Annotated in this window: 20 protein-coding genes and 1 tRNA gene; 13 read left to right on the top strand and 8 right to left on the bottom strand. The window is 64.1% G+C overall.

Translation table 11 applies throughout. The features are described 5' to 3' along the window. From J7347_RS00635 to J7347_RS00655, 5 genes are all read left to right on the top strand, one after another. Positions 1 to 882, top strand: a complete 882-nt coding sequence (locus J7347_RS00635) for an energy transducer TonB (protein ID WP_233999123.1) — start codon at positions 1 to 3, stop codon at positions 880 to 882. Beyond that, positions 879 to 2273, top strand: a complete 1395-nt coding sequence (tolB, locus tag J7347_RS00640) for a Tol-Pal system beta propeller repeat protein TolB (protein WP_067677683.1) — start codon at positions 879 to 881, stop codon at positions 2271 to 2273. Before J7347_RS00635 ends, tolB begins: the two co-directional genes overlap by 4 nt. 72 nt (positions 2274 to 2345) lie before the next feature. Continuing rightward, a complete protein-coding gene (pal, locus tag J7347_RS00645) occupies positions 2346 to 2867 on the top strand; it encodes a peptidoglycan-associated lipoprotein Pal (protein ID WP_209160405.1) in 522 nt (173 codons plus the stop codon). Positions 2868 to 2989: 122 nt separating this feature from the next. Further along, entirely contained in the window at positions 2990 to 3523 is a 534-nt protein-coding gene (locus tag J7347_RS00650; RefSeq protein WP_209160407.1) for a J domain-containing protein, read from the top strand. A gap of 38 nt (positions 3524 to 3561) precedes the next feature. Then, the gene (locus J7347_RS00655) at positions 3562 to 4668 is read left to right on the top strand and encodes an energy transducer TonB (protein ID WP_209160409.1); all 1107 of its coding nucleotides are present in this window, start codon (positions 3562 to 3564) and stop codon (positions 4666 to 4668) included. On the opposite strand, the gene J7347_RS00660 is transcribed toward J7347_RS00655, so the two are convergent. Together J7347_RS00660 and J7347_RS00665 are read right to left on the bottom strand one after the other, a co-directional pair. Continuing rightward, on the bottom strand, positions 4665 to 5561 hold the full coding sequence (locus tag J7347_RS00660; protein ID WP_209160410.1) for a hypothetical protein: 897 nt from the start codon (positions 5559 to 5561) through the stop codon (positions 4665 to 4667). The genes J7347_RS00655 and J7347_RS00660 overlap by 4 nt on opposite strands. 60 nt (positions 5562 to 5621) lie before the next feature. Then, positions 5622 to 6935 carry a cystathionine gamma-synthase family protein gene (locus tag J7347_RS00665; RefSeq protein ID WP_209160412.1) on the bottom strand — a complete coding sequence of 438 codons (1314 nt, stop codon included), beginning with the start codon at positions 6933 to 6935 and terminating at the stop codon, positions 5622 to 5624. A gap of 231 nt (positions 6936 to 7166) precedes the next feature. On the opposite strand from J7347_RS00665, the gene J7347_RS00670 reads away from it, so the two are divergent. Beyond that, complete coding sequence (locus tag J7347_RS00670) at positions 7167 to 7850, top strand: hypothetical protein (protein WP_245173747.1); 684 nt, start codon at positions 7167 to 7169, stop codon at positions 7848 to 7850. Positions 7851 to 7862: 12 nt separating this feature from the next. Here the strand turns inward: J7347_RS00670 and J7347_RS00675 are convergent, their stop codons facing one another. The 3 genes from J7347_RS00675 to pdeM all read right to left on the bottom strand — a co-directional run bounded on the left by J7347_RS00675 (position 7863) and on the right by pdeM (position 9937). Next, a complete protein-coding gene (locus tag J7347_RS00675; protein WP_209160414.1) occupies positions 7863 to 8507 on the bottom strand; it encodes a hypothetical protein in 645 nt (214 codons plus the stop codon). 61 nt (positions 8508 to 8568) lie between these two features. Beyond that, the gene (gene infC / locus J7347_RS00680; RefSeq protein ID WP_067677661.1) at positions 8569 to 9087 is read right to left on the bottom strand and encodes a translation initiation factor IF-3; all 519 of its coding nucleotides are present in this window, start codon (positions 9085 to 9087) and stop codon (positions 8569 to 8571) included. A 148-nt stretch (positions 9088 to 9235) separates the two neighbouring features. Beyond that, positions 9236 to 9937, bottom strand: a complete 702-nt coding sequence (gene pdeM / locus J7347_RS00685) for a ligase-associated DNA damage response endonuclease PdeM (RefSeq protein ID WP_209160416.1) — start codon at positions 9935 to 9937, stop codon at positions 9236 to 9238. A 44-nt stretch (positions 9938 to 9981) separates the two neighbouring features. On the opposite strand from pdeM, the gene hemF reads away from it, so the two are divergent. Next, the gene (gene hemF / locus J7347_RS00690; protein WP_209160418.1) at positions 9982 to 10839 is read left to right on the top strand and encodes an oxygen-dependent coproporphyrinogen oxidase; all 858 of its coding nucleotides are present in this window, start codon (positions 9982 to 9984) and stop codon (positions 10837 to 10839) included. Here the strand turns inward: hemF and J7347_RS00695 are convergent, their stop codons facing one another. Beyond that, complete coding sequence (locus tag J7347_RS00695) at positions 10840 to 11736, bottom strand: glycoside hydrolase family 16 protein (RefSeq protein WP_209160420.1); 897 nt, start codon at positions 11734 to 11736, stop codon at positions 10840 to 10842. It lies immediately after the preceding gene. Positions 11737 to 11914: 178 nt separating this feature from the next. Here J7347_RS00695 and J7347_RS00700 point away from each other — a divergent pair, with 178 nt between their 5' ends. Together J7347_RS00700 and J7347_RS00705 are read left to right on the top strand one after the other, a co-directional pair. After that, positions 11915 to 13822 (top strand): M1 family metallopeptidase, encoded by a 1908-nt coding sequence (locus J7347_RS00700; RefSeq protein WP_209160422.1) that lies wholly within the window; start codon positions 11915 to 11917, stop codon positions 13820 to 13822. Positions 13823 to 13923: 101 nt separating this feature from the next. Beyond that, positions 13924 to 16029, top strand: a complete 2106-nt coding sequence (locus tag J7347_RS00705) for a bifunctional (p)ppGpp synthetase/guanosine-3',5'-bis(diphosphate) 3'-pyrophosphohydrolase (RefSeq protein WP_067677646.1) — start codon at positions 13924 to 13926, stop codon at positions 16027 to 16029. Positions 16030 to 16035: 6 nt separating this feature from the next. Here the strand turns inward: J7347_RS00705 and J7347_RS00710 are convergent, their stop codons facing one another. Next, positions 16036 to 17091, bottom strand: a complete 1056-nt coding sequence (locus tag J7347_RS00710; protein WP_209160424.1) for a peptidylprolyl isomerase — start codon at positions 17089 to 17091, stop codon at positions 16036 to 16038. Positions 17092 to 17156: 65 nt separating this feature from the next. Between J7347_RS00710 and J7347_RS00715 the strand changes: the two genes are divergently transcribed. Continuing rightward, on the top strand, positions 17157 to 17837 hold the full coding sequence (locus tag J7347_RS00715) for a hypothetical protein (protein ID WP_209160426.1): 681 nt from the start codon (positions 17157 to 17159) through the stop codon (positions 17835 to 17837). 119 nt (positions 17838 to 17956) lie between these two features. Next, positions 17957 to 18047, top strand: a tRNA-Ser gene (locus J7347_RS00720). Between the two features lie 67 nt (positions 18048 to 18114). On the opposite strand, the gene J7347_RS00725 is transcribed toward J7347_RS00720, so the two are convergent. Then, on the bottom strand, positions 18115 to 18918 hold the full coding sequence (locus J7347_RS00725) for a hypothetical protein (protein ID WP_245173748.1): 804 nt from the start codon (positions 18916 to 18918) through the stop codon (positions 18115 to 18117). A gap of 56 nt (positions 18919 to 18974) precedes the next feature. Between J7347_RS00725 and J7347_RS00730 the strand changes: the two genes are divergently transcribed. Together J7347_RS00730 and J7347_RS00735 are read left to right on the top strand one after the other, a co-directional pair. Next, positions 18975 to 20159 (top strand): CaiB/BaiF CoA-transferase family protein, encoded by a 1185-nt coding sequence (locus tag J7347_RS00730; protein ID WP_209160428.1) that lies wholly within the window; start codon positions 18975 to 18977, stop codon positions 20157 to 20159. Continuing rightward, entirely contained in the window at positions 20159 to 21025 is an 867-nt protein-coding gene (locus tag J7347_RS00735) for a crotonase/enoyl-CoA hydratase family protein (protein ID WP_245173749.1), read from the top strand. Before J7347_RS00730 ends, J7347_RS00735 begins: the two co-directional genes overlap by 1 nt. Positions 21026 to 21029 lie beyond the last annotated feature (4 nt).

Here is a 21029-nt window from a genome sequence, read left to right on the forward strand (position 1 = left end):
ATGATGGAGAGAACGGGTCTTGTAGGGGAAGAGCGCGTCGGCCTGTTCGTGGCCATCGCACTGCATGTCCTGCTGCTGATCGTGCTCCTGCTTCAGCCGACGAAGCGTGAGAGCGTGCAGCCGATCGAGCGGATGACGGTCAATCTGACGGACGAGGTCGGCCTGACGTCGACCGCGCCCGATCCGGTCAGCGAGAGCGCCGCGTCGACGGCGCCCGTCCTGAGCGACACACCCGCGCCACCGTCCGAGATCCTCCCACTACCGATCGAGCGACCGGTGGAACGGCCCGTCGAAAGACCGGTCGAGCGGCCCGTAACCCGTCCAGTGGAACGCCCGGCACCGCGTGCGGCAGAGCGCCCCACGCCCCGCCGGACGGAACGTGCGCGCACGCCCGCACCTGCGCCTGCCCCGTCGCGCCGTGCCGAGGCGCCTACCCGCACTGCCGAACGCCCGGCGCAACCCGCTGCCCGGACCGGAGGCGCTTCGCGCATCGGCGACAATTTCCTCGCCGGAGCAGGCGACAGCGCCACCAGCACCGAAACCCGCACGCCCGCCTCGCAGATCGGGGCAAGCGCCAAGGCCTCGATCGCGTCCGCCGTCGCGCGCCAGATCAAGCCGCACTGGCAGCCGCCGAACGGCCCGGAGGTCGAGAAGATCGTCACCTATGTGCGCTTCCAGCTCGACACGGACGGCAAATTACGCGGGCGCCCCACCGTGGCGCGTCAGACCGGCGTCAACGACACCAACCGCGCCCAGGCCGACCGCCATGCCGAACAGGCGATCCGCGCCGTGCAACTGGCCGCGCCGTTCGACCTGCCGGAAGAATATTACGAGGCCTGGAAGACCATCACCGCAAACCTCGACTGGAGGCTCGCCCAATGATTTCGCGTATTCTCGCCCCGCTGCTGGCCACCGCAGCGCTCATCGCCACCCCGCTCAGCGCCCAGAATCAGGATTTGGGTGAAGCGCCTCCCGAAGGTGGGGTGATCGAGACCGTTGACGAGGGTGAAGGCCTCAATGTCTCGGTCAGCTACGAAGGTCGGCTCGACGATCTCGGCATCGCCATTCCCGCCTTCGCGACCGACCGCAACGTGCCGACGCCCGCCAACCAGTCGGGCACGTCCGCGCTCGGGATCGAGCTGGCGCGCGTCATCACATCGGACCTGCGCAATAACGGCCTGTTCAAGCCGACCGGCCCGGATTCGCTCCCGACGCCCAGCTATGCCGAAATCACTGCGCCTGCCTGGGCCACGTGGGACAATCGCCGCGCCGAAATGTTGGTGCATGGCTATGTGCGCGGGCGCAGCGACGGCAGGCTGACGGTCGGCTGCTATCTCTACGACATGGCTCTGCGTGACGAGCTGGTGCGCGAAGGCTGGGTGGTTCCGGCCGCCGACTGGCGCCGCGCCGCGCACAAATGCGCCGATCTCGTCTATTCGCGTCTGACCGGGGAAAGCCCGTTTTTCGACAGCCGCATCGCTTACATCGCTGAAACCGGCCCCAAGGATAACCGCACCAAGCGGCTCGCCATTATGGACAGCGACGGGGCGAACCATCGCTTCATCACCACCGGGCGTTCGACTGCGCTGACCCCGCGCTATTCCCCCGATTATCGCCAGCTCGTCTATCTGAGCTATGTCGACGGCAATCCGCGCATCTACGTCTACGACGTGGGCACGGGCAGCCAGACGCTGGTGACCGAAAGCGCCAATCCCACCTTCGCCCCGCGCTGGAGCCCGGACGGGCGCTACATCCTCTATTCTATGGCCGTGGGCGGCAATACCGACATCTATCGCGTGCCCGTGACAGGCGGCCAGAGTACGCGGCTGACCGACGCGCCGGGGATCGATATCGGTGGATCCTTCTCGCCCGATGGCCGCCAGATCGTGTTCGAAAGCGACCGGTCGGGCAATCAGCAATGCTATGTCATGAATGCCGACGGCACGAACCAGCGCCGGATCAGCTTCGGCGGATCGCGCTGCGCGACGCCCGAATGGAGCCCGCGCGGCGACCAGATCGCTTTCACCAATGCCAGCAATTTCAACATCTATGTGATGACGCCGAGCGGCGGGAATGCGCGCCGCCTGACCAGCGGATGGCAGGACGAAGCGCCCACCTGGTCGCCCAATGGCCGCATCGTCCAGTTTTTCCGCACCGAGCGCAATTCGGGCAACACCGGGTTGTGGCAGGTCGATCTGACGGGCGAGAACGAGCGCCAGTTGCCGACGCCGGTCGACGGATCGGACCCCGCCTGGGGACCGATCCTGCCTTAGGATCATTGGTTTGAGTATTGCATCTGCCGGGTCGCACACCGGTTTTGGAACAGTCGAAAAGGATCGGCCGCTATGAACACCCGCCTGACCGCCACCGTCTGCCTCGCCAGCGCGCTCGCGCTCGCCGCCTGCAAGAAGCAGCCGCCCGAAGAGCTGCCGCCGCCACCGCAGCAGACCACGCCCGATACCGGCGCGACGACGCCGACCGGACCGGGCGTGGCCGCTCCCGGCACGCAGCGCCATTTCACGGAGACTATCGGCGCGGCGAACACGGTCGTCTATTTCGACACCGATCGCTACAATATCGATGCGGAGGACACGCGCCGCCTTCAGGTCCAGGCGCAGTATTTCAGCCAGTATCCGCAGATCACCTTCACCGTTGAAGGCCATGCGGACGAGCGCGGCACGCGCGAATACAACCTGGCTCTGGGTGAGCGGCGTGCGAATGCGGCGAAGAATTATCTCGTCAGCCTCGGCATTCCGGCGACACGCATCCGCACCGTCAGCTACGGCAAGGAACGCCCGGTTGCGCTCGGCAGCAATGAAAGCGCCTGGGCGCAGAACCGCCGCGCTGCGAGCGTCGTGATCAACTGATCCGATTGCGGGGCGGGGGAGCGTTCCTGTTACAGGACGCTCTCTCGCCTCTGCGACATTGGCATTGCGGGCGCGAGAGCCTAGATTACTGGCGATGCCCGATTTCAAAGTGACTCATTTCGATGCCTAAGCCCCGTCGTTCCAACGATTGGGGCTTTCCCCGCTGGCGCGGCTATGAAAGCGAACGCGCGGCGGCGAACGTCAAATTGTGCGATCGCCATGGCTGCGAGGAAGTGGGCGATTGCCCCGCGCCCAAGGCGCCTAACAGCCGCGATCGCTGGTATTTCTGCCAGCGCCATGCCGCCGAATACAATCAGAAATGGGATTATTTCGAAGGCCTCGACAAGGCCGAGAAGGCTGCACGCGCCAAGGCCGAGCAGGCGGAAAATGCAGGCTATGCCGAAGCGCAGCATTATGGCTGGGGCGGCAGCGGCGATGGGTCGCGCACCCAGGACGAGATGCGCGCACTGGATGCGCTCGGCCTCGAGAGCGATGCCGACTTCCCCGCGATCAAGAAAGCCTGGCGCGAAAAGGCGAAAACTGTCCATCCCGACGTGAAGCCCAACGATGCCGAAGCGGCGCAGGAATTCCAGAAATTGCAGGTCGCCTACGAAGTGCTGAAAGCCGCCGAGGAACGGCGCGAGTGGAAGGGCTAGGCGAGCCGATCCGGCAGTAAAAACGAGGATATGCGGAGATGATCGGACTTTTGTCGGCTTTGCTCGGATCCGCCGCATCGGCGATCCCGCCGGAACCGCCCGTGGCCACGGTCGGAGTACCGATCGCTTCCTCGTCGCACGGTTTGTCGGGCCAGAGATTGGTCAGCTGGATGCCCGGTCCGGTCCGCTGTGAAAATGGCGAGGTCGCCTCGGTCGTTGAGGGACGCAGGCCCTACAATACGCTGTGGTCCGGGCGCGGGTCGGAGCCGCCGGCGATGAGTTTCGATTTCGCCATCGACGCGACGGGGCGGCCTGTCTCGATCACGCGGACGTCGCCCTCGCATTCCAATCATGGCTCCGGCGCCGCCGCAATGGTGTCGAGCCGGTTCGCGGCCAATGCCGCGCTTGATGGATGCTCCATTACCTATCGGCCCGTGATGCGCCCGATAGAAGAGGCGGAGCCGGTCGAGCTGGTATCCTACGTCATGACCGGCCAGACCCCGCGCCTTTCGAGGGAAGCTTACGATCGGCTTCATGCCGACGACGAGTGCCGCGCGGGCACGCAGCCGATCCTGCGGGCCTATCCGAATTTCGACCAGATCCCCGCGACGCCCGGTGTTCGCGACTGGACGGCGATCGGGTTCGACGTGAAGCCTTCGGGTGAAACGTCTAATGTTCGCCACCTTTACGGAACCGGCAACGAACCGCTCGATGGGGCGGCGGAAGAGGCGGTTGAGACCAGCCGTTTCAACGAAGGTCCGATGCGGCATAATTGCAGCTATCGGTATTGGCGCAATGCGGCGGTCTTGCCTGCACCGCCCGCGCCGCCGCGCGGGGCCGATTGGTCCGATCCCTGCGAAGCCCTGGAATGGGACCGCGCCCCACAGCTCGTTTTTCGCGAAGCCTACCGCTCGCGTTCGATCGAGGGATGGGCCGATATCGCCTACGATGTCGCGCCTTGGGGCGAGATCGGCAATGTCCGCATCCTGCGCGCCGAACCGATCGACGATTTCGGCGAAGCGGCGAAGCGGATGATAGAGCGGTCGAGCAAGCAGGAAGGGCAGGCGATCACCGGCTGCGAGACACGTGTCTTCTATCGCATGGAAGGAAACGCCGCATCTGCCCGTGATAGCGAGAGCAGCTAGGCCGACCGCTCCAGACGGCTCAGCACCGCCTTTGCCAATCGCTCGCCGAGGTCGGGCCCCTGTTCGGGATAGAGATAGGGCTCGATCATTTCCGCCTCCATCACTGCCAGTTCGCCCGACGGAAGCCGCGCCATGTCGATGCGGGCATAGAGGGGGGCGGTGAAGGGCAGGGCGGAGATCACCGCACGGGCGCTGGCGAGATCGGCAGTGTTCGGCGCGAACACGCTTTCCTTCCCGCCATAGAGAGACTGAATGCGATAGTCGCCCACAGCCGCCTGTTTCAGGACGCCGTGGCTGAACTCTCCGTCGATGAAGACGAAGGTGAACTCGCCCTCCTCGACCACGCTCGCGAGGAAGGGCTGGATAAGGCTGGCATGGCCCATGTGCCAGTCTGTGTCGGGCAGGGCATCGCGGGAAAAGCTGTGCTGACCCAGCGCGCCCGCGCCGACGCGGCGTTTGACCACCACGCGGTCGGTCTCGAACCGGTCGAGCGCGGCGGCGATGTCCGCGCGCCCCGCATCGTCGTGCCAGATAGTCGGAATGACTGGTACATCGCGCTCGGACAGGTCCAGCAGATAGCCCTTGTCGGCGTTCCAGCGGACGATTTCCGGCGGATTGCAGACGGTGATGCCTTTTCCTGCCAGCGCGTCGAGCTTCGCGAGGAAATCCTTCGGGTAGTCCTGATAATCCCAGGCAGTGCCCAAAAGGGCCAGCGCGGCACCATCGAAGGTTTCGAGCGGCGCGCGCCAGTCGATCTCGACCAGATCGAGTCCGGCGGCTTCGAAAGCGGGCCTCAAGGCGGCGATTTCGAGATCGTGCTCGAACGCATCGCCGCGTCGGGGGCCGGGGCCCGGAAGCGTATCGGCGCAGGCGAGGAAGGCGATGCGGATCATATGAAAAGCCTCACGCCACCCCGGCTCGAGTCCGGGGTGGCGATATCCGTCGGGAGCCGCTCAGACCTGTTCGAGGGCCTGTTCGAAATCGGCGATCAGATCGTCCGCATCCTCGATCCCGATCGAGATGCGCACCAGATTGTCCGAAATGCCGAGTTCCGTCCGGCGCCCTTCGGCAACCGAGAGGTGGGTCATGGACGCGGGATGGCTGGCCAGCGTCTCCGTCCCGCCGAGGCTGACGGCGAGCTTGGCGATCTTGAGCGCGTCGAGAAAGCGGAAGCATTCAGCCTCGCCGCCCTTCAGCAGCAGCGAGAAGGTCGATCCTGCACCGAGGCAATGGCGGTCGTAAATGTCCTGCTGACGCGCGCCTTCGATCATGCCGAGATAGCCGAGCCCTTCGATCTTCTCATGCTTGCTGAGATAGTCGCAGACCTTGGCCGCATTCTCGCCCGCGCGCTGCATGCGCAGTTCCACGGTCTCCAAGGACCGCAGCAGCATCCAGGCCGTGTTGGGATCGCAGATGCCGCCCATCGTGTTGCGCAAGCTGCGCACCGGATCCATCCACTTCTTAGCGCCGGCGATCGAGCCTGCCACGAGGTCCGAATGGCCGCCGACATATTTGGTCAGCGAATAGACCACGATGTCCGCGCCATGATCTAGCGGGCGCTGCCATAGCGGGCCAAGGAATGTGTTGTCGATCGCGATCGGGCAATCCCAGTCGAGCGCCGCGTCGCGCGCTTCCTTGACCGCTTCGATATCGACCAGCGCATTGGTCGGATTGCCGGGGCTTTCGAGATAGATCATGCAGACCTTGCCACCCTGATCCGAAGCCTGGCTCTTGGCTTTTTCCAGCACCGCGTCGATTTCCTCGCGCGTGGCGCTGGCGGGGAAATCGACATAGGTGACGCCGAATTTCGCCAGCACCTTAGCTACGAAGCCCTCAGACGCGGCATAGAGCGGGCCGGAATGGACGATCACGTCGCCCTGGCTGGCATAGGCCAGCATCAGCACGCAGATCGCGGTCATGCCGCTGGAAAAGCTCAGCGCGTCTTCCGCCCCGTCCCAGATCGACAGGCGATCTTCGAGGATTTCCTGGTTCGGCGCGTTGAAGCGCGAATAGACCAGCCCGTCCGCGCCGCCGGGGCGCTTGCCGGTTATGCCTTCGAAGTGGCGCTTGCCGTCAGCCGCGCTGGGGAAAGCGAAGGTGCTGGTAAGGAAGATCGGCGGTTTCAGGCTGCCTTCCGACAGAGTCGGATCGTAGCCATGGCCCATCATCAAGGTTGCAGGCTTCAGCGCGCGTCCGTCGATCTTGGTGACTTCCGGCTTGGGGTTCTTGCGCGGCGTGGTGGGGTCGATGATGTCGGTCTCGCTCACGGGTTGGAGCTCCTGAATGAAATGTCGAACCCCCAGGAAGGCGGGGGATCGCAAATGTCCTGGCAGCCGCGGGGCACCCGTTCCTAACCTCCGCAGGAACGCTTCTCCGCCACAGACTGTGATGGAAGCGGAGTAGAAGCGGCGCGGCAAGCGATCAACCCACGGCGAAGCTTGCCGGTTGGTTTACGAGACTTTCAGGATCGTTTCACGGGCGATGCGATAGATGGCGGTATGACTCGCTTTTTCTCCCGCTTCGCCTTCGGTTCCTCTAGCCGCGGATTGACCGCCGCGCTGGCTCTGGGAGCGGCCGCCACTGTCGCCGCTCCCGTTCTCGCGGAAGTTCCGCCGGCGCGCGCCTGGGAAATCGGCCCCATCATCAAAGGCCGCAATTATTCCGTCGGCATGCCATTGCAGCCAGAGGACACGCGCGAGGGCATCACCTTCGACATACCGAATATCCGTGAACGCTATGGCCACGTCCATTACGTCACGTTCGATCCGGGCAGCTTGCGCGGGGCGCGGTCTATCACGATGCGCTATCGCGTCGATGCCGCGCCTGGCACGCGGTTCGTCCCTCAGGAATCTACTGAGGAGCAGGCTTACATGTCGCTGTTCTTCCAGCGCCGTGGCGATAGCTGGAACGCAAAGGGACCCTACGAACATTTCCGCTGGTATTCGCCTTCGGACAGGAAGATTCCGCTACGGGCCGGGACGCACACTGTAACGATCCCGCTGGGGGGCGACTGGATATCGGTTTACGGTAAACCTTCGAGTCAGAACCCGGAAGCGTTCCGCGCGGCGCTTGCTCAAGCGGGCCGGGTCGGGTTCACTTTCGGATCGGACAGCGGCCGGGGCCATGGAGTCTACGCGACCGGTCGGGCCAGCTTCACTCTGCTCGATTTCGAGATCGAATGAAGCGCGCCTCGGTTAGGGCCTAACCGACAGATCGAACTGCTCGATGTGCCAGCGCCTCTGCTCGGCGCTTGATCCTGGAACATCGTTGACCCGGCGCAAGACGATCGGGCCTTCCAGACGTATCCGCCTGCCGTCGGGATCGGTTGCGGCGATCTCTGCCTGACTTGTGTAATAGCTGGACCCGGCAGCGCCTTCCATGCGTCCCGATGGGACGGAGACGGTTATATCGCGTAGGCCTGCAAACAAAGCGTCGAACCGTTTCTCGCTCCAGCGCGTCTTTGCGGTGTCGTTGAAAAATCGCCATGCCTGACCATATTCGCGCAATTCGACGGCGCGGGCGAAATTGACGAGCACGTTGCGTGCGCCGGTTTCCCCGCGCTCGGCTTCGGGCGTGAGGACAGGGGGCGAGAGATCGGGGTAGCCATCGTCGATGCCTGACCCATCGGAATAGCCCGAAGGCGGCGTTTCAGCGCTTGGCGTGTCGAGGCTCGGCGTAGGCGGGGCTTGCCCGGCGGGCACGGGCGGTTCCGATGTGCCGAGCTTCGCGGGACCGCTGCGTTCGGTCACTTCGATTTCGTCGCCATCCGAACAGCCGCCGAGTACGAGCGCGCCGGCGAAGCCGAAAAAAATGAGGGTTCGTCGGAAAGGATGGGCCATGCCGCCTCAACCAGGGGCGGCCAGCGCCGTTCCCCCGGTCTTGAGCGGAAATGGACGCGCCTTATTTCGGCGCGAGCACCATCAGCATCTGGCGTCCTTCGAGGCGCGGGAAGCTTTCGACCTTGGCGATTTCCTCGACATCGTCGCGGACCCGGTTGAGCAGGTCCATGCCGAGCTGCTGGTGCGCCATTTCGCGGCCGCGGAAGCGCAGAGTGCACTTCACCTTGTCACCGTTTTCGATGAACTTGACCACGTTGCGCATCTTCACGTCGTAATCGTGCGTGTCGATGTTCGGGCGCATCTTGACCTCTTTGATGTCCTGGGTCTTCTGCGTCTTGCGCGCGAGGTTCGCCTTTTTCTGCGCCTCGTAGCGATGCTTGCCGACATCGAGGAACTTGCACACCGGCGGGTCCGCATTGGGGGACACTTCGACGAGGTTCAGGCCCTTTTCGTTGGCCTGCTCGATCGCTTCGCGGGTGAACATGACGCCCAGATTCTCTCCCTCGTCATCAATGACGCGGACCTTGGGCGATTGGATGAAATTGTCGTAGCGAGGGCCGCTCTTGACCGGCGGCTGCATGGAACGACGGGGTGGACGGGCTATGGGGCTATCTCCTGTATCATTGCCTTGGATCGCCCCATGTAGGCATTCTCGCGCGGATTCGGAAGTGGATAGTGCGGATTAGCCGTATCGGACGTGACGGCGACGTCGCGCGCGCCCGTCCAGACTATCCCGCCCGCCAAAGGGGGAAGCGCGCCAACCGCCCCTTTGCGGGCACCACCGCATCGATCGCATTGGCGGGCTGGAGCGCCTTGAGAATGGCCGGATCGGCGGCGTTCATGCCGCCCGTATAGGCGCCGAAGGCTGGAAGGATCATGCGGCCCGAAGGCTTGCCGTCCACGCTGTCATTGGCGCTGATTACCGCGCAGGGGCGGCGGATGTGGCGGCGCTGGACGGTCAATTGCACGCGCGGGTGATAATGTCCCGACAGTTCGGGCCGGGTTTCGCCGGGGAGGGCGCGATGGCGCAGGATCGTGCCGCCGATCTCCAGCTCCTCCACCAGCGTGCCGCCGCAGCGGGCCTCCATATCGGGATCGTGGTTTCCCGTGATCCATACCCAGTCGACCGCCTTGGTCAGCGCTTCCAGCATGCCGCAGGCATGCGGTTCCAGGCGCGTGCTGCCGTCCGAATCGTGGAAATTGTCCCCCAGGGTGATCACCCGGCGCGCGCCGGTCTCCCGAATGGCCAGCGCCACCCGCTCCAACGTTTCGCGGCTGTCATAGGGGGGGATGGGCTGGCCGTGGCGCGCAAAGAAGCTGCCTTTTTCCAGATGCAGGTCGGCCACCAGCAAGGCCTGCTCGCGCGGCCAGTAGAGCGCGCGTCCTGTGGTAAGCAGCCATTCCTGATCGGCGAACGAAAGGGGAACCATGGCCCGCTATTGCCCTTGTGGATTCGGCTTGGCAAGGGGGCAGGATGACCGACTGGACCCAGCAGACAGAAACCGCCCGCACCTGGTTCGAAACCTTGCGGGACCGCATCTGCGCCGAATTCGAAGCGATCGAGCGCGAGGCGGGATCCGGCGCTGCCTTCGAATATCTGCCCTGGCAGCGGCAGGAAGAGGGCAATCCCGATCCCGGCGGCGGCACGCGCGGGCTGATGAAGGGCGAAGTGTTCGAGAAGGTCGGGGTCAACGTGTCCACCGTACGCGGACGGTTCGAATCCGAATTCGCAAAGACCATGAACGGCGTCGATCCCGACGATCCGCGCTTCACAGCTACCGGTATAAGTCTGGTGGCGCACATGAAGAACCCGCACGTTCCCGCAGTGCATATGAACACGCGCTTCCTGGTGACGGGCAGGGCGTGGTTCGGGGGCGGGGCGGATCTGAATCCGCCGATCCCCTATCCGCAAGACACCGAAGACTTTCACGCCCGGTTCCGCGCCGCCTGCGCCGCGCACAATCCGACCTATTACGAGCGTTTTTCGAAATGGGCGGACGAGTATTTCTACATCCCCCATCGCGGCGTCCATCGCGGGGTGGGCGGGATCTTCTACGACCATCTCGAATGCGAGGACGAGGACGCCTTCGCGCGCAATTTCGCCTTCACCAAGGATGTCGGCGAAGCCTTCCTCGACATCTTCCCTGAACTGGTCCGCCGCCGGATGGAAAGCGATTTCACGCCCGAAGACAAGCTGACCCAGCTCGAATGGCGGGGGCGCTACGCCGAATTCAATCTGGTGTACGACAGGGGCACTCTGTTCGGTCTCAAGACCGGCGGCAATATCGACGCGATCCTGATGAGCCTGCCGCCGGAAGCGGTCTGGACCTGATCAGTCGCGGTCGGCCCAGACGCGGACCCAATCGACTTCCATCTGCACGCCGCCCGCCTTCACCGCGTCGACCGTGCTTTGCGGAATGCCGTAATAGGGCTTCTCGATCTTGTTGACCTTGCCCGGATAGACGCCGCCGATCGCGAAATTGAGGATCAGGTGCTTGGGCGTATCGAAGCGCCATTCGCCATAGCGTTCGATCTCTTCGCGCGTGACGGTATAGAATACGTCACCATCGACATCGAAGGCGATCTTCCGGTCGGTCCATTCCACGCCGTAGACGTGCCAGCCCATCGCGTTCTGCCCGGCGGGGAATTGCCGGCGTTCGACCAGCGGCGTCTCGCCCGAATAGCCGGGGCCATGGATTGCCACGGCGGTCCATTCAGGTTCGCCGACATATTCCATGATGTCGATCTCGCCCGTATAGGGCCATTGCCCGTTGCCGAGCAGCCAGAAGGCGGGCCAGGCGCCGCGTTCGCGCGGCATGCGGATGCGCGCTTCGGCGCGGCCATGCGTGAAATCGAACTTGCCGCGCGAATCGATCCGGCCCGAAATGAAATCGGCCTGGCGTTCTATTTTGGTGTCGGCCCCCGGCTTCCACACCGGGCGCAGGATCAGCGCGCCGCCGTCGGCGCCCGGCACATCGTCGGAAAAGGCGATCGTTTCGGGGCTGTCGGTATAGGCCTGCTGTTCGTCATTGACCCAGAAATCCATGCCTTCGATATTCCATTTGGCGCGGTCGAGCGCAGGCGCATCGAATTCGTCGGCAAAGATCAGCTCGCGTTCGGCGTCTGCGGTTTGCACGGTGAGCGGCGCATCGGGCCGGTTCATCTGACTGGCTGGCTGGCATGCGGCGAGCGCGACCAGGCTTGCGAGCGCAAAACGGGTTTTCATCATCGACCTGCTCCCTGAATTTTCTTGTGAACGTTATCATGGAGGCATTGCGCGGCTTTGGCCAGCCCCGATGGCTGCCATCCAGTCAGCATCGCGAAAGCAGGGTTTGCGCATCGTGCCCGAAACTCGCAGAGCCTGCCTGCATTGACCGAACGAACAGATATTTTGCGGAGAATCCTTCATGCGTCGCATCGTCGCCCCTTTCGCCCTGCTGCTGGCCAGCACCGCCTGCACTTCGATGTCGGGTGAGATGCCCCTGTCCACCGCAACGCCCGAACCCATGGTTTCGCCCATCCTGACCGGGCCTGAAGCGTTCGATAAGCTGACCTATGCGCAGCCGCAGATCGCGCGGGTCACGCATGTCGCGCTCGACCTGGCGCTCGATTTCGAAGGGCAGGGCATTGGCGGGACCGCGACGCTCGATGTGCTGGCCCGCGACGATGCGCGCGAGATCGTGCTCGATTCGAACGGGTTGCGCATCGCCAGCGTCACCGATGCTGCGGGCCGCGATCTGCCGTTCACCGTGGGTGAGGCGGTGGCCGAAGGCGGCAAGGGCGCGCCGCTGACCATCACGATGGGCGATGCGCGCACGATTCGCATCCGGTATGCCGCGCCCGAGGATGCCGAAGCGCTGCAATGGTTGAGCCCGGAACAGACCGCGGGCGGCGAATACCCGTTCCTCTTCAGCCAGGGCCAGGCGATCCTCAATCGCAGCTGGATCCCGACGCAAGACAGCCCCGGCATCCGCCAGACCTGGGAAGCGCGGATCACCGCGCCCAAGCCGCTCGACGTGGTGATGAGCGGGGTGCGCCAGGGCGAGCCGGAGGATCTGGGCGATGGACGCCGCGCCTTCCGCTTCGTGATGGACAAGCCGGTGCCGCCCTATCTGATCGCGATCGCGGCGGGCGATATCGATTTTCGCGCGCTCGGTCCGCGCAGCGGCGTCTGGGCCGAACCGTCGGTAATCGAACGGGCCGCGCGCGAAGTGGGCGATACCGAAGCGATGATCGCGGCGGCGGAAGACCTCTACGGCGAATATCGCTGGGGCCGTTACGACATGATCGTGCTGCCCCCCGCCTTTCCCTATGGCGGGATGGAAAACCCGGTGATGACCTTCCTCACCCCCACCTTCATCGCGGGCGACCGGTCGAACAACGGCCTCGTCGCGCACGAGCTGGCGCATAGCTGGTCGGGCAATCTGGTTACCAATGCGGTGTGGGGCGATGGCTGGCTGAACGAAGGCGTCACCAGCTATTTCGAAAACCGAATCGTGGAAGAAGTCTACGGCAAGAAGCGCGCCGAACAGGAAGCCGCGCTCGCCTTTGCGAATATCGAGGAGACGCTGGCCGAAGTCGGCCGGGATGCGCCGGGCACCGCGCTGCATAATGATGGCAGCGGCGAACTGATCGGCAGCGCCATCGCCTACGACAAGGGGCATTTCTTCATGCGCACGGTCGAACGGATCGTGGGCCGTGAACGCTTCGATGCGTGGCTGCGCCAGTGGTTCGACAACCACGCTTTCGAACCGGCGACCAGCGCGCTGCTGCTCGCCGACATGCAGGAAAACCTCGTCCGCTCTCCCGCCGAAGCGGAGCGCCTCATGCTGCGCGAATGGATTTTCGAGCCCGGCCTTCCGAGCAATGTCGCGCGTCCCGATCCGGCGGCCTTCGCCGCAGTGGATAGCGCGGTCGACACCTACGCAAGCAATGGCACGATCCCCGCTGGCTGGAACGGCTGGACTGCGGCGGAGCGGATGCGCTTCCTCGACAACATCCCCAAGGATCGCAGCGCGGCGCAGCTTGCCGAGCTGGACCGGCAGCTGAACCTGTCAGGGACTGGCAATAACGAGATCCGCTTCCTGTGGCTCGAACTGGCGCTCGCCAATCGGTACGAGCCGGCGGTGCCGCAGGCCGAAGAATTCCTCGCTCGCGTGGGCCGCGCGAAATTCGTGCGGCCGCTATTCGCAGTGCTGATGGGCGAGGGCGAATGGGGCCAGCCGATCGCGCGGCGGATCTACGCCCAAACGCGGGACAGCTATCATGCCGTGACGCGGGCCGGCGTCGATCGGGTGCTGGGGATCGCCGGATAAGCGGCCTTGTCCCGGCCCGGCGTCGAAAAGAGCCGATCGACGCCGGGCCACGGCAGGTTTTGCGTTGCAATAAACAGCCCGCCACCGCACATCTAGCGACGATGCTGCGCCAGTACGAACTTGTGGAACGGGTCAAGGAATACGACCCCGACGCCGATGAGGCGATGCTCAATCGCGCTTATGTCTATACCGTGCAGAAGCACGGTACCCAGACGCGGGCGAGCGGCGATCCGTATTTCAGCCATCCGGTCGAAGTCGCCGGACTGATGACCGATCTCAAGCTCGACCAGGAAACGATCGCTACCGCGCTTCTGCACGATACGGTGGAAGATACGCTCGCCACCATCGCCGATATCGAGCTGAACTTCGGCCCCAAGGTGGCGCGGCTGGTCGATGGCGTCACCAAGCTGTCGAAGATCGAACAGATGCCCGAAAACGAGCGGGCGGCGGAAAACCTCCGGAAATTCCTGCTCGCGATGAGCGAGGACATCCGCGTGCTGCTCGTCAAATTGGGCGACCGGCTGCACAATATGCGCACGCTCCATTTCATTAAGAATCCGGACAAGCGCCAGCGCATCGCGCGCGAGACGATGGATATCTACGCCCCTCTCGCGGAGCGGGTGGGGATGTATGAATATATGCGCGAGATGCAGCTGCTCGCCTTCGAACAGCTGGAGCCCGAAGCCTATCGCACCATCGAGAACCGTCTCGATCAACTGCGTGCGCTCGACACCGGGCAGGTCGACAAGATCGCACTCGATATCAAGCACGCGCTCGCCGAGGCGGGATTGAAGGTCGAAGTGACGGGCCGCGAGAAGCACCCTTATTCGATCTGGCGCAAGATGGCCGAACGCCATGTCAGCTTCGAACAGGTGACCGACATCATGGCCTTCCGCGTTATCACCGATGACGAGGCGGATTGCTACGCGGCCTTGGGCGTCCTCCACCGCACGTGGCAATTCCTGCCGGGCAAGTTCAAGGACTACATCTCGACGCCGAAGACCAACGGCTATCGCAGTCTTCACACCAGCCTGATGTACGAAAATTCGATGCGCGTCGAAGTGCAGATCCGCACGCGCGAAATGCATCGGCTGAACGAATTCGGCCTCGCCGCGCACTGGGCCTACAAGCAGGGTGGCGCGAGCGGTACGGTCAGGCCGGACGGGCAGGTCGGCTGGCTGCGCGATCTGATCGAGATCGTCGATACGAGCCACGATCCCGAAGAACTGCTCGAACATACCAAGCTCGCCATCTATCAGGATCGCATCTTCGCCTTCACGCCCAAGGGCGCGCTGTTCCAGCTTCCCAAAGGGGCGACGCCGGTCGATTTCGCCTTCGCGGTGCACAGCGATCTCGGCACGCAGACCGTGGGCGCGAAGATCAACGGCCGCCACGTTCCGCTGCGCACGCCGCTGGCGAATGGCGATGTGGTGGAGATCATCAAGGGCAAGGAGGCCGAGCCGCAATTGTCCTGGCTGGCCTTCGTCGTCACCGGCAAGGCGCGCGCCACCATCCGCCGCGCAGTGCGGCTGAAGGAGCGCGCCGAACTCGCCGAGATCGGCCAGAAACTCTATCAGGAAATCGCCGCCAAGGTTCCTGCCAAGATCGGCAAGAAGGCGCTCGGCGAAGCGCTCGAACGTCTCGAAATGGAAGAGCCCGAAGATCTTTATTTCGCGATCGGTTCGGCCAAGATCGAGGACAGGGAGGTGATGGAGGCGCTGCTGCCCGGCTGCACCACCGAATTGCCTGAGGGGCAGGACTGGACGCCGGGGAAGAAAGCGCTCTCGATCCGCGGTCTGACGCCGGGCGTCGGCTTCGACCTCGCGAAATGCTGCCATCCGGTTCCCGGCGACCGGATCGTCGGCACGCGGCGCACGGGCGAGAAGGTGGAGGTCCACACGATCGACTGCCACCGGCTGGCGAGCGGGATCGATTCAGACTGGATCGACCTCTCGTGGACGCGTCAGTCGGTCGGCGCGGTGGGGCGGCTGTGCGTGACGCTTTACGACCGGCCCGGAACCTTGGCCGAGATGGCGGGCATATTCGCCCAGAACAACGTCAACGTGACCTCGCTGGATCAGGTCCAGCTCGACCATCCCTTCACGACCTACGAGGTCGACCTGCAGGTGCAGGATCTGGCGCATCTGACGCGGATCCTGAGCGCCCTGAGAGCCAGCGACTCGGTCGCGCAGGCGGAGCGTATCTAGTCGCCTTCAGTCGGCAGGCGACGTCCTTACCGGCACGGGGATGTTGCAGATATCCGCGCCGCCCGCAGGCACGATGAAGAACGGATCGCGCCGATTGGCCCGCGCTTCGGCATAGCGGGCGAAGGTCTCGCTTTCGGTCGAGAGATATTCGAAACGGGGCTGTTCGGCGGCGGGCAGATCGCTCGCCACTCGGATCGAGCGGATCGGCGTGCGCTCGTCCGTTTCCTCGCTCGTATAGAAACCCAGAGCGCCCGATCCGCGCGGGAGCGAGGAGAGGTGCTCCATTCCCGAAACGATCCGGCCGACGAGCGCGATATTTCGGTCGAGATGGCGCGGCGCATGGCCGATCACCGTGTATAGCTCCGCGCCCGAGCCGGTGTCGGGCGACATCCCTCGTCCGACGCCGACCATGCCGTAGCAATGGACGGGCCAGACAACTTCCGAGCTTCCTTCTCCCGCCCCGGCTCCGAATGGCCAACCTTTGATCATCATTGTTTCTACAGCGTAACTATCCCCTTGTTGTCGTTCGATTATCTGCCGCACCTGCGGCAAGTCTGGCATGCCGCCCCGCTCAATGAGGTCCGCCACCGCCGACATCCGCTGAGTGGCAGTGACCGGATAAAGCGGCTGAATTTCGAAAGGAGCAACATAGTCGCTCTCCTCCATCACCCGCAGCCCCTCCGGCAAAGACTTCGCCGCACCCTCCGCCTCCGGATTGTCGTAATTGGGATCGCCCCACTGGACGACGTAATTGTCCTGCACTCGATTGACGCTGATCCCGTCATACCAGCCCGCGCGGGCGAGGGTGCGGATATTGGCGACCCAGCCTTGGCTGAAAGGTTCGGGCATCAGTTGGATCACGACCTTGCGCGGCTCCCCGTCCCGGTCCGGGGCCAGCGTCATCACCAGCAGATCTTCGGCGGGAATGGCGACCCATTCGTCCGCTGACGCCTCAGCGACGATCTGGTTCGGACTGGGTTGGTTCGGGCGGGGCGCATCCTGAGCGACTGCGGGGTAGGGCAGGGTGAGGGTGGCCAGGATGGCGGTGAGGGTGCGGATCATGGCCGCCATCCTGCCATGCATATCCTTACTTGCAAGCGCGCATCGCCCGGCTAGGCTTGCAGGCGATGGAGCACACTCCCCGCATCGCGATCCTCGTCGCCCGCCTCACCGATGGGCCTGTATCCTGCCTCGCTTCGCTTAACGGCCAGCGCGGCTTTCACGAGGACGATCTGTTCCTCGCGACCGGGACCGATTGGGCCGAAACGCTGAACCGCGCGTGGGAGACCGCGATCGCGACGGAACGCGATTACGATGCGTTTCTGTGGATCGACGAAGATCTGATCCTCGATCACGGCGCGCTCGATCGCCTCTTCGCGGATGCGGTCATGGTCGCGGACCCGCACGAGCCGCTGGTGATGGCGGGTGCGGTGCTGGCCCCTTCACGCGATCGCCCTGTCGGCGGCGCTTTCGTCCAGCGCGATCCGGCCCACCCGCTCGAACTCGATCTGATAAGGGCCGACCGCGTACCGCAAATGGCAGCGAGCGTTTCGGGCGAGGCTGTGCTGGTCACGCGCGCCGCTCATGCCGAACTCGGGATTCTGGACGCTGGGCTGGACGGGCCGCGCGCCGCGCTCGATTACGGGTTGCGCGCTTACGAAGCGGGCGTACCGGTGATGCTTGCGGGCGAACCGGTCGGCGTGCTCGCAAGCGAACGGAAACCCATCGTCTGGTCCGAAGATGCCGCGATCGCATCCCGGCATGCGCCCGGCCTGCTGGAACGAGTGCGCAACGCCATCGGTCTGTGACCCCGGATTTTCGTTTCGTGACCAGGCCCGATCATCCCCCGCTTGCACACGAGGCATACGACCGCTAGAGCGCCGCCTTCCCGATCCCGGCGCATATTGACGCGCCGACCCGGGAATGCGGAGCAGTGGCCGAGTGGTCGAAGGCGCACGCCTGGAAAGTGTGTATACGGTAACCCCGTATCGAGGGTTCGAATCCCTCCTGCTCCGCCACTCCTTTTGCGGATTTTGCTCAATGGCTGCTGATCGTTGCAGGCGCCGCTCGATGCCGCGCTCGCGATCATTGCGCGAGATAGGCGCGCCAGATTTGCTTCCCGATCCGATCGTAACGGACCATCGCCTCGATCAGGCTTTGCAAACCGTCGGAAGGACACAGCGCTTCGGGTAGAAGCGGATCGCGCGTGATCTGCCTGATTGCCCTGCGGCCGAGCTGCAACGTTTCCGCTGCGGCGGCGGGGCGCTCCATGCTCTCCACGACAATGGCGCTTCGATCGAGATGTTCGGCGAGCGAGAGGTGGGCCGCGCGAAGCGCCTCGCCCTGCCAGAGCGATCGATAGCGGTCGACGCGATCCTTATCCAGTTCGCGAGCCTCGATCACGAGGAGCGAAGACACTGCATCGAGTTTAGCCAAGCGGCTTCGTGCGGCATCGGCACCGGCCAGGAGATTGTCCGGGCGGGCCCAGACATTGGTTTCGGCTTCGGCGAACCCTTCCAGCTCGAGCGCACGCAACGTCCTCCGCCAGGCTGTCCGGTCGGCCCGCTCCTGGGGGCCGGCAATGGCAAGCAGCCAATGCCCCTGCCATTCGACCCGGCTGCTCAATCGCGTGCGCCATCCGAGAATGCGCTGCTTGAGCGGCTCTGCCTTGGGGCCGATCGCGTAACGTCCGCGAGCGATCGGGCGCACCCGCCCGTCGGCCTTCAATCGGGTCAGGGCCGTGCGGATGCCGGGCGCTTCGATACCGAGAGCTGCCCCTGCACGGACCAGCTCGGCGACCGAGAAATCGGCCGGATCGCCGGTATCGAAGAGGTCGAGGATCACCGTCCTTGCGCTCATCATCTCCGTATCGGCCTTGTCAATTAGCATGTTGCGCGTTTCGTCCAAACGTGACAGGTTGTGAAACAACTTGATGGGAGGCAGGAATGGTGCCGCTTGAAGGCATAACGGTAATCGATCTCACCAGCGTTGTCGCGGGGCCGCTTGCTACCCAGATTCTCGCCCAGCAGGGTGCCCGCGTCTGGAAGGTCGAGCCGCCCGAAGGCGATCGTTCGCGGTTTCTGGGGGCGGTGGCATCTCCCGCTTTCAGTTCGACGCATGTCGCGCTCAACGCGGATAAGCAGTCGATCGCCATCGATCTGGGCTGTCCGGACGGAATTGCGATGCTGCGCCGACTGGTGCCCGAGGCGGATTTGTTGATTCACAATTTCCGGCCCGGCGTGATGGAGCGGATGGGGCTCGGCGTCGATGCTCTGCATGCGCTCCGTCAGGATCTCGTCATAGCCAGGATCAGCGGATTCGGACCGGAAGGCCCGATGAGCGCGGTGCGCGCCTACGATCCGATCGTGCAGGCGGAAGCCGGCATGGCGACATGGACCAGCGATGGTCCGATCCTCGCGCCGCAGTGGATGTGCGACAAGAATGCAGGGCTTTATGCCGCGCAGGCAGCCACCGCAGCGCTGTTTGCTCGCGAACGCAGCGGGAAGGGGGCGGTGATCGACATTTCCATGCTCGAAGCTGCAATCGCCTATGGGTGGATCGACCTGCATGGCGATCTCGCTTTCCCCGACAGCCCATCGCATATGCCGGATATCGGCTCGGTCTATCGCCCCTGGGCGACGAGGGACGGTTGGATCGTGGTGGTCATGCTGTCGCAGGACGAATTCGAAGGGTGGGCACGCGCGATCGAAGCCACCGATCTGCTCGAAAATCCTCTCTTCGCCGACATGATTAAGCGGTTTCTCAATTGGAACGAACTGAGGGCGTCGTGCGCTCCGCACATTGCCAGGCTTTCGACCGAGGAAGCGGTCCGACGCCTCGCCGAAGAAGGAGTGCCGTGCGGGGTGGTCAATCGTTCCGGATCGCTGCCCGACCACGTGCAGGTGGCTCATGACCAATTCGTGACCGTCACCCACCATCCGCAGGCAGGCCGCGTCCGCCGAACGCGCCCCGTGGCGCGGTTCGATGGCGCGAGATGCGAACTCGATAGCCATGCGCCGCGAGTGGGAGAACACAGCCACAGTGTCCTCCAGGCGGTCGGGCTGAGCCCGGCGGAAATCTCCGCTGCCTTCGAAAGCGGCGCCATGCACGCGCCCGGGGAGAAGAACTGATGGATTTCGAAACGCTGACTTACTCGGTGGATAATCGCATCGCGACGATCACGCTCGATCGCCCCGAACATTTCAATGCGATCGCGCATAAAATGCCGCGCGAGATCCGCGCCGCAGTCGAGCTGGCGGAAGCCGATCACGATGTCCATGTCATCATCGTGCGCGGCGCGGGGCCCGGCTTTTGCGCAGGTTACGACCTTAAACACTATGCGGAGCGCAAGGGTGCCATCAGCGGTTCGCAGGACATGCCGTGGGATCCCACGCTCGACTTCCAGATGATGTGGCGCAACACGCAGGATATCATGGCTCTCTGGCGCGCGACCAAGCCGACGATCGCGCGGGTTCACGGCGCGGCGGTCGCGGGTGGCTCCGACATCGCATTGTGCTGCGATTTCCTGATCATGGCCGAGGATGCGCGCATCGGATATCCGCCCGCGCGCGTCTGGGGTGTGCCCACGCCGGCGATGTGGGTTTACCGCCTGGGTCCGCAGATGGCGAAGCGGATGATGATGACCGGCGATCTGATCGACGGGCGCGAAGCGGTGCGTATCGGCCTCGCGCTGGAGGCCGTGCCGGAGGCGGCGCTCGACGATGCGGTCGATCGCCTTGCGGGCAGACTGCGCGGCGTTCCCAAAAATCAGCTGATGATGACCAAGACGGTCGTCAATCAGGCCTATGACAATATGGGTCTAAACACGACGCAGATGTTCGCTACTTTGTTCGATGGCGTCTCGCGCCATTCGCCGGAAGGTATCTGGTTTCGCGAACGCGCTCAGGAAGTCGGCTTCAAGCAAGCGGTAGCCGAACGCGACAGCGGCGATCCGATCGCGAGCCAGGTGTCGAAGCGCATGCCGAAAGAGGACTGAGAGA

It is taken from the genome of Erythrobacter sp. A6_0, from assembly GCF_017744235.1.
GTDB lineage: Bacteria > Pseudomonadota > Alphaproteobacteria > Sphingomonadales > Sphingomonadaceae > Qipengyuania.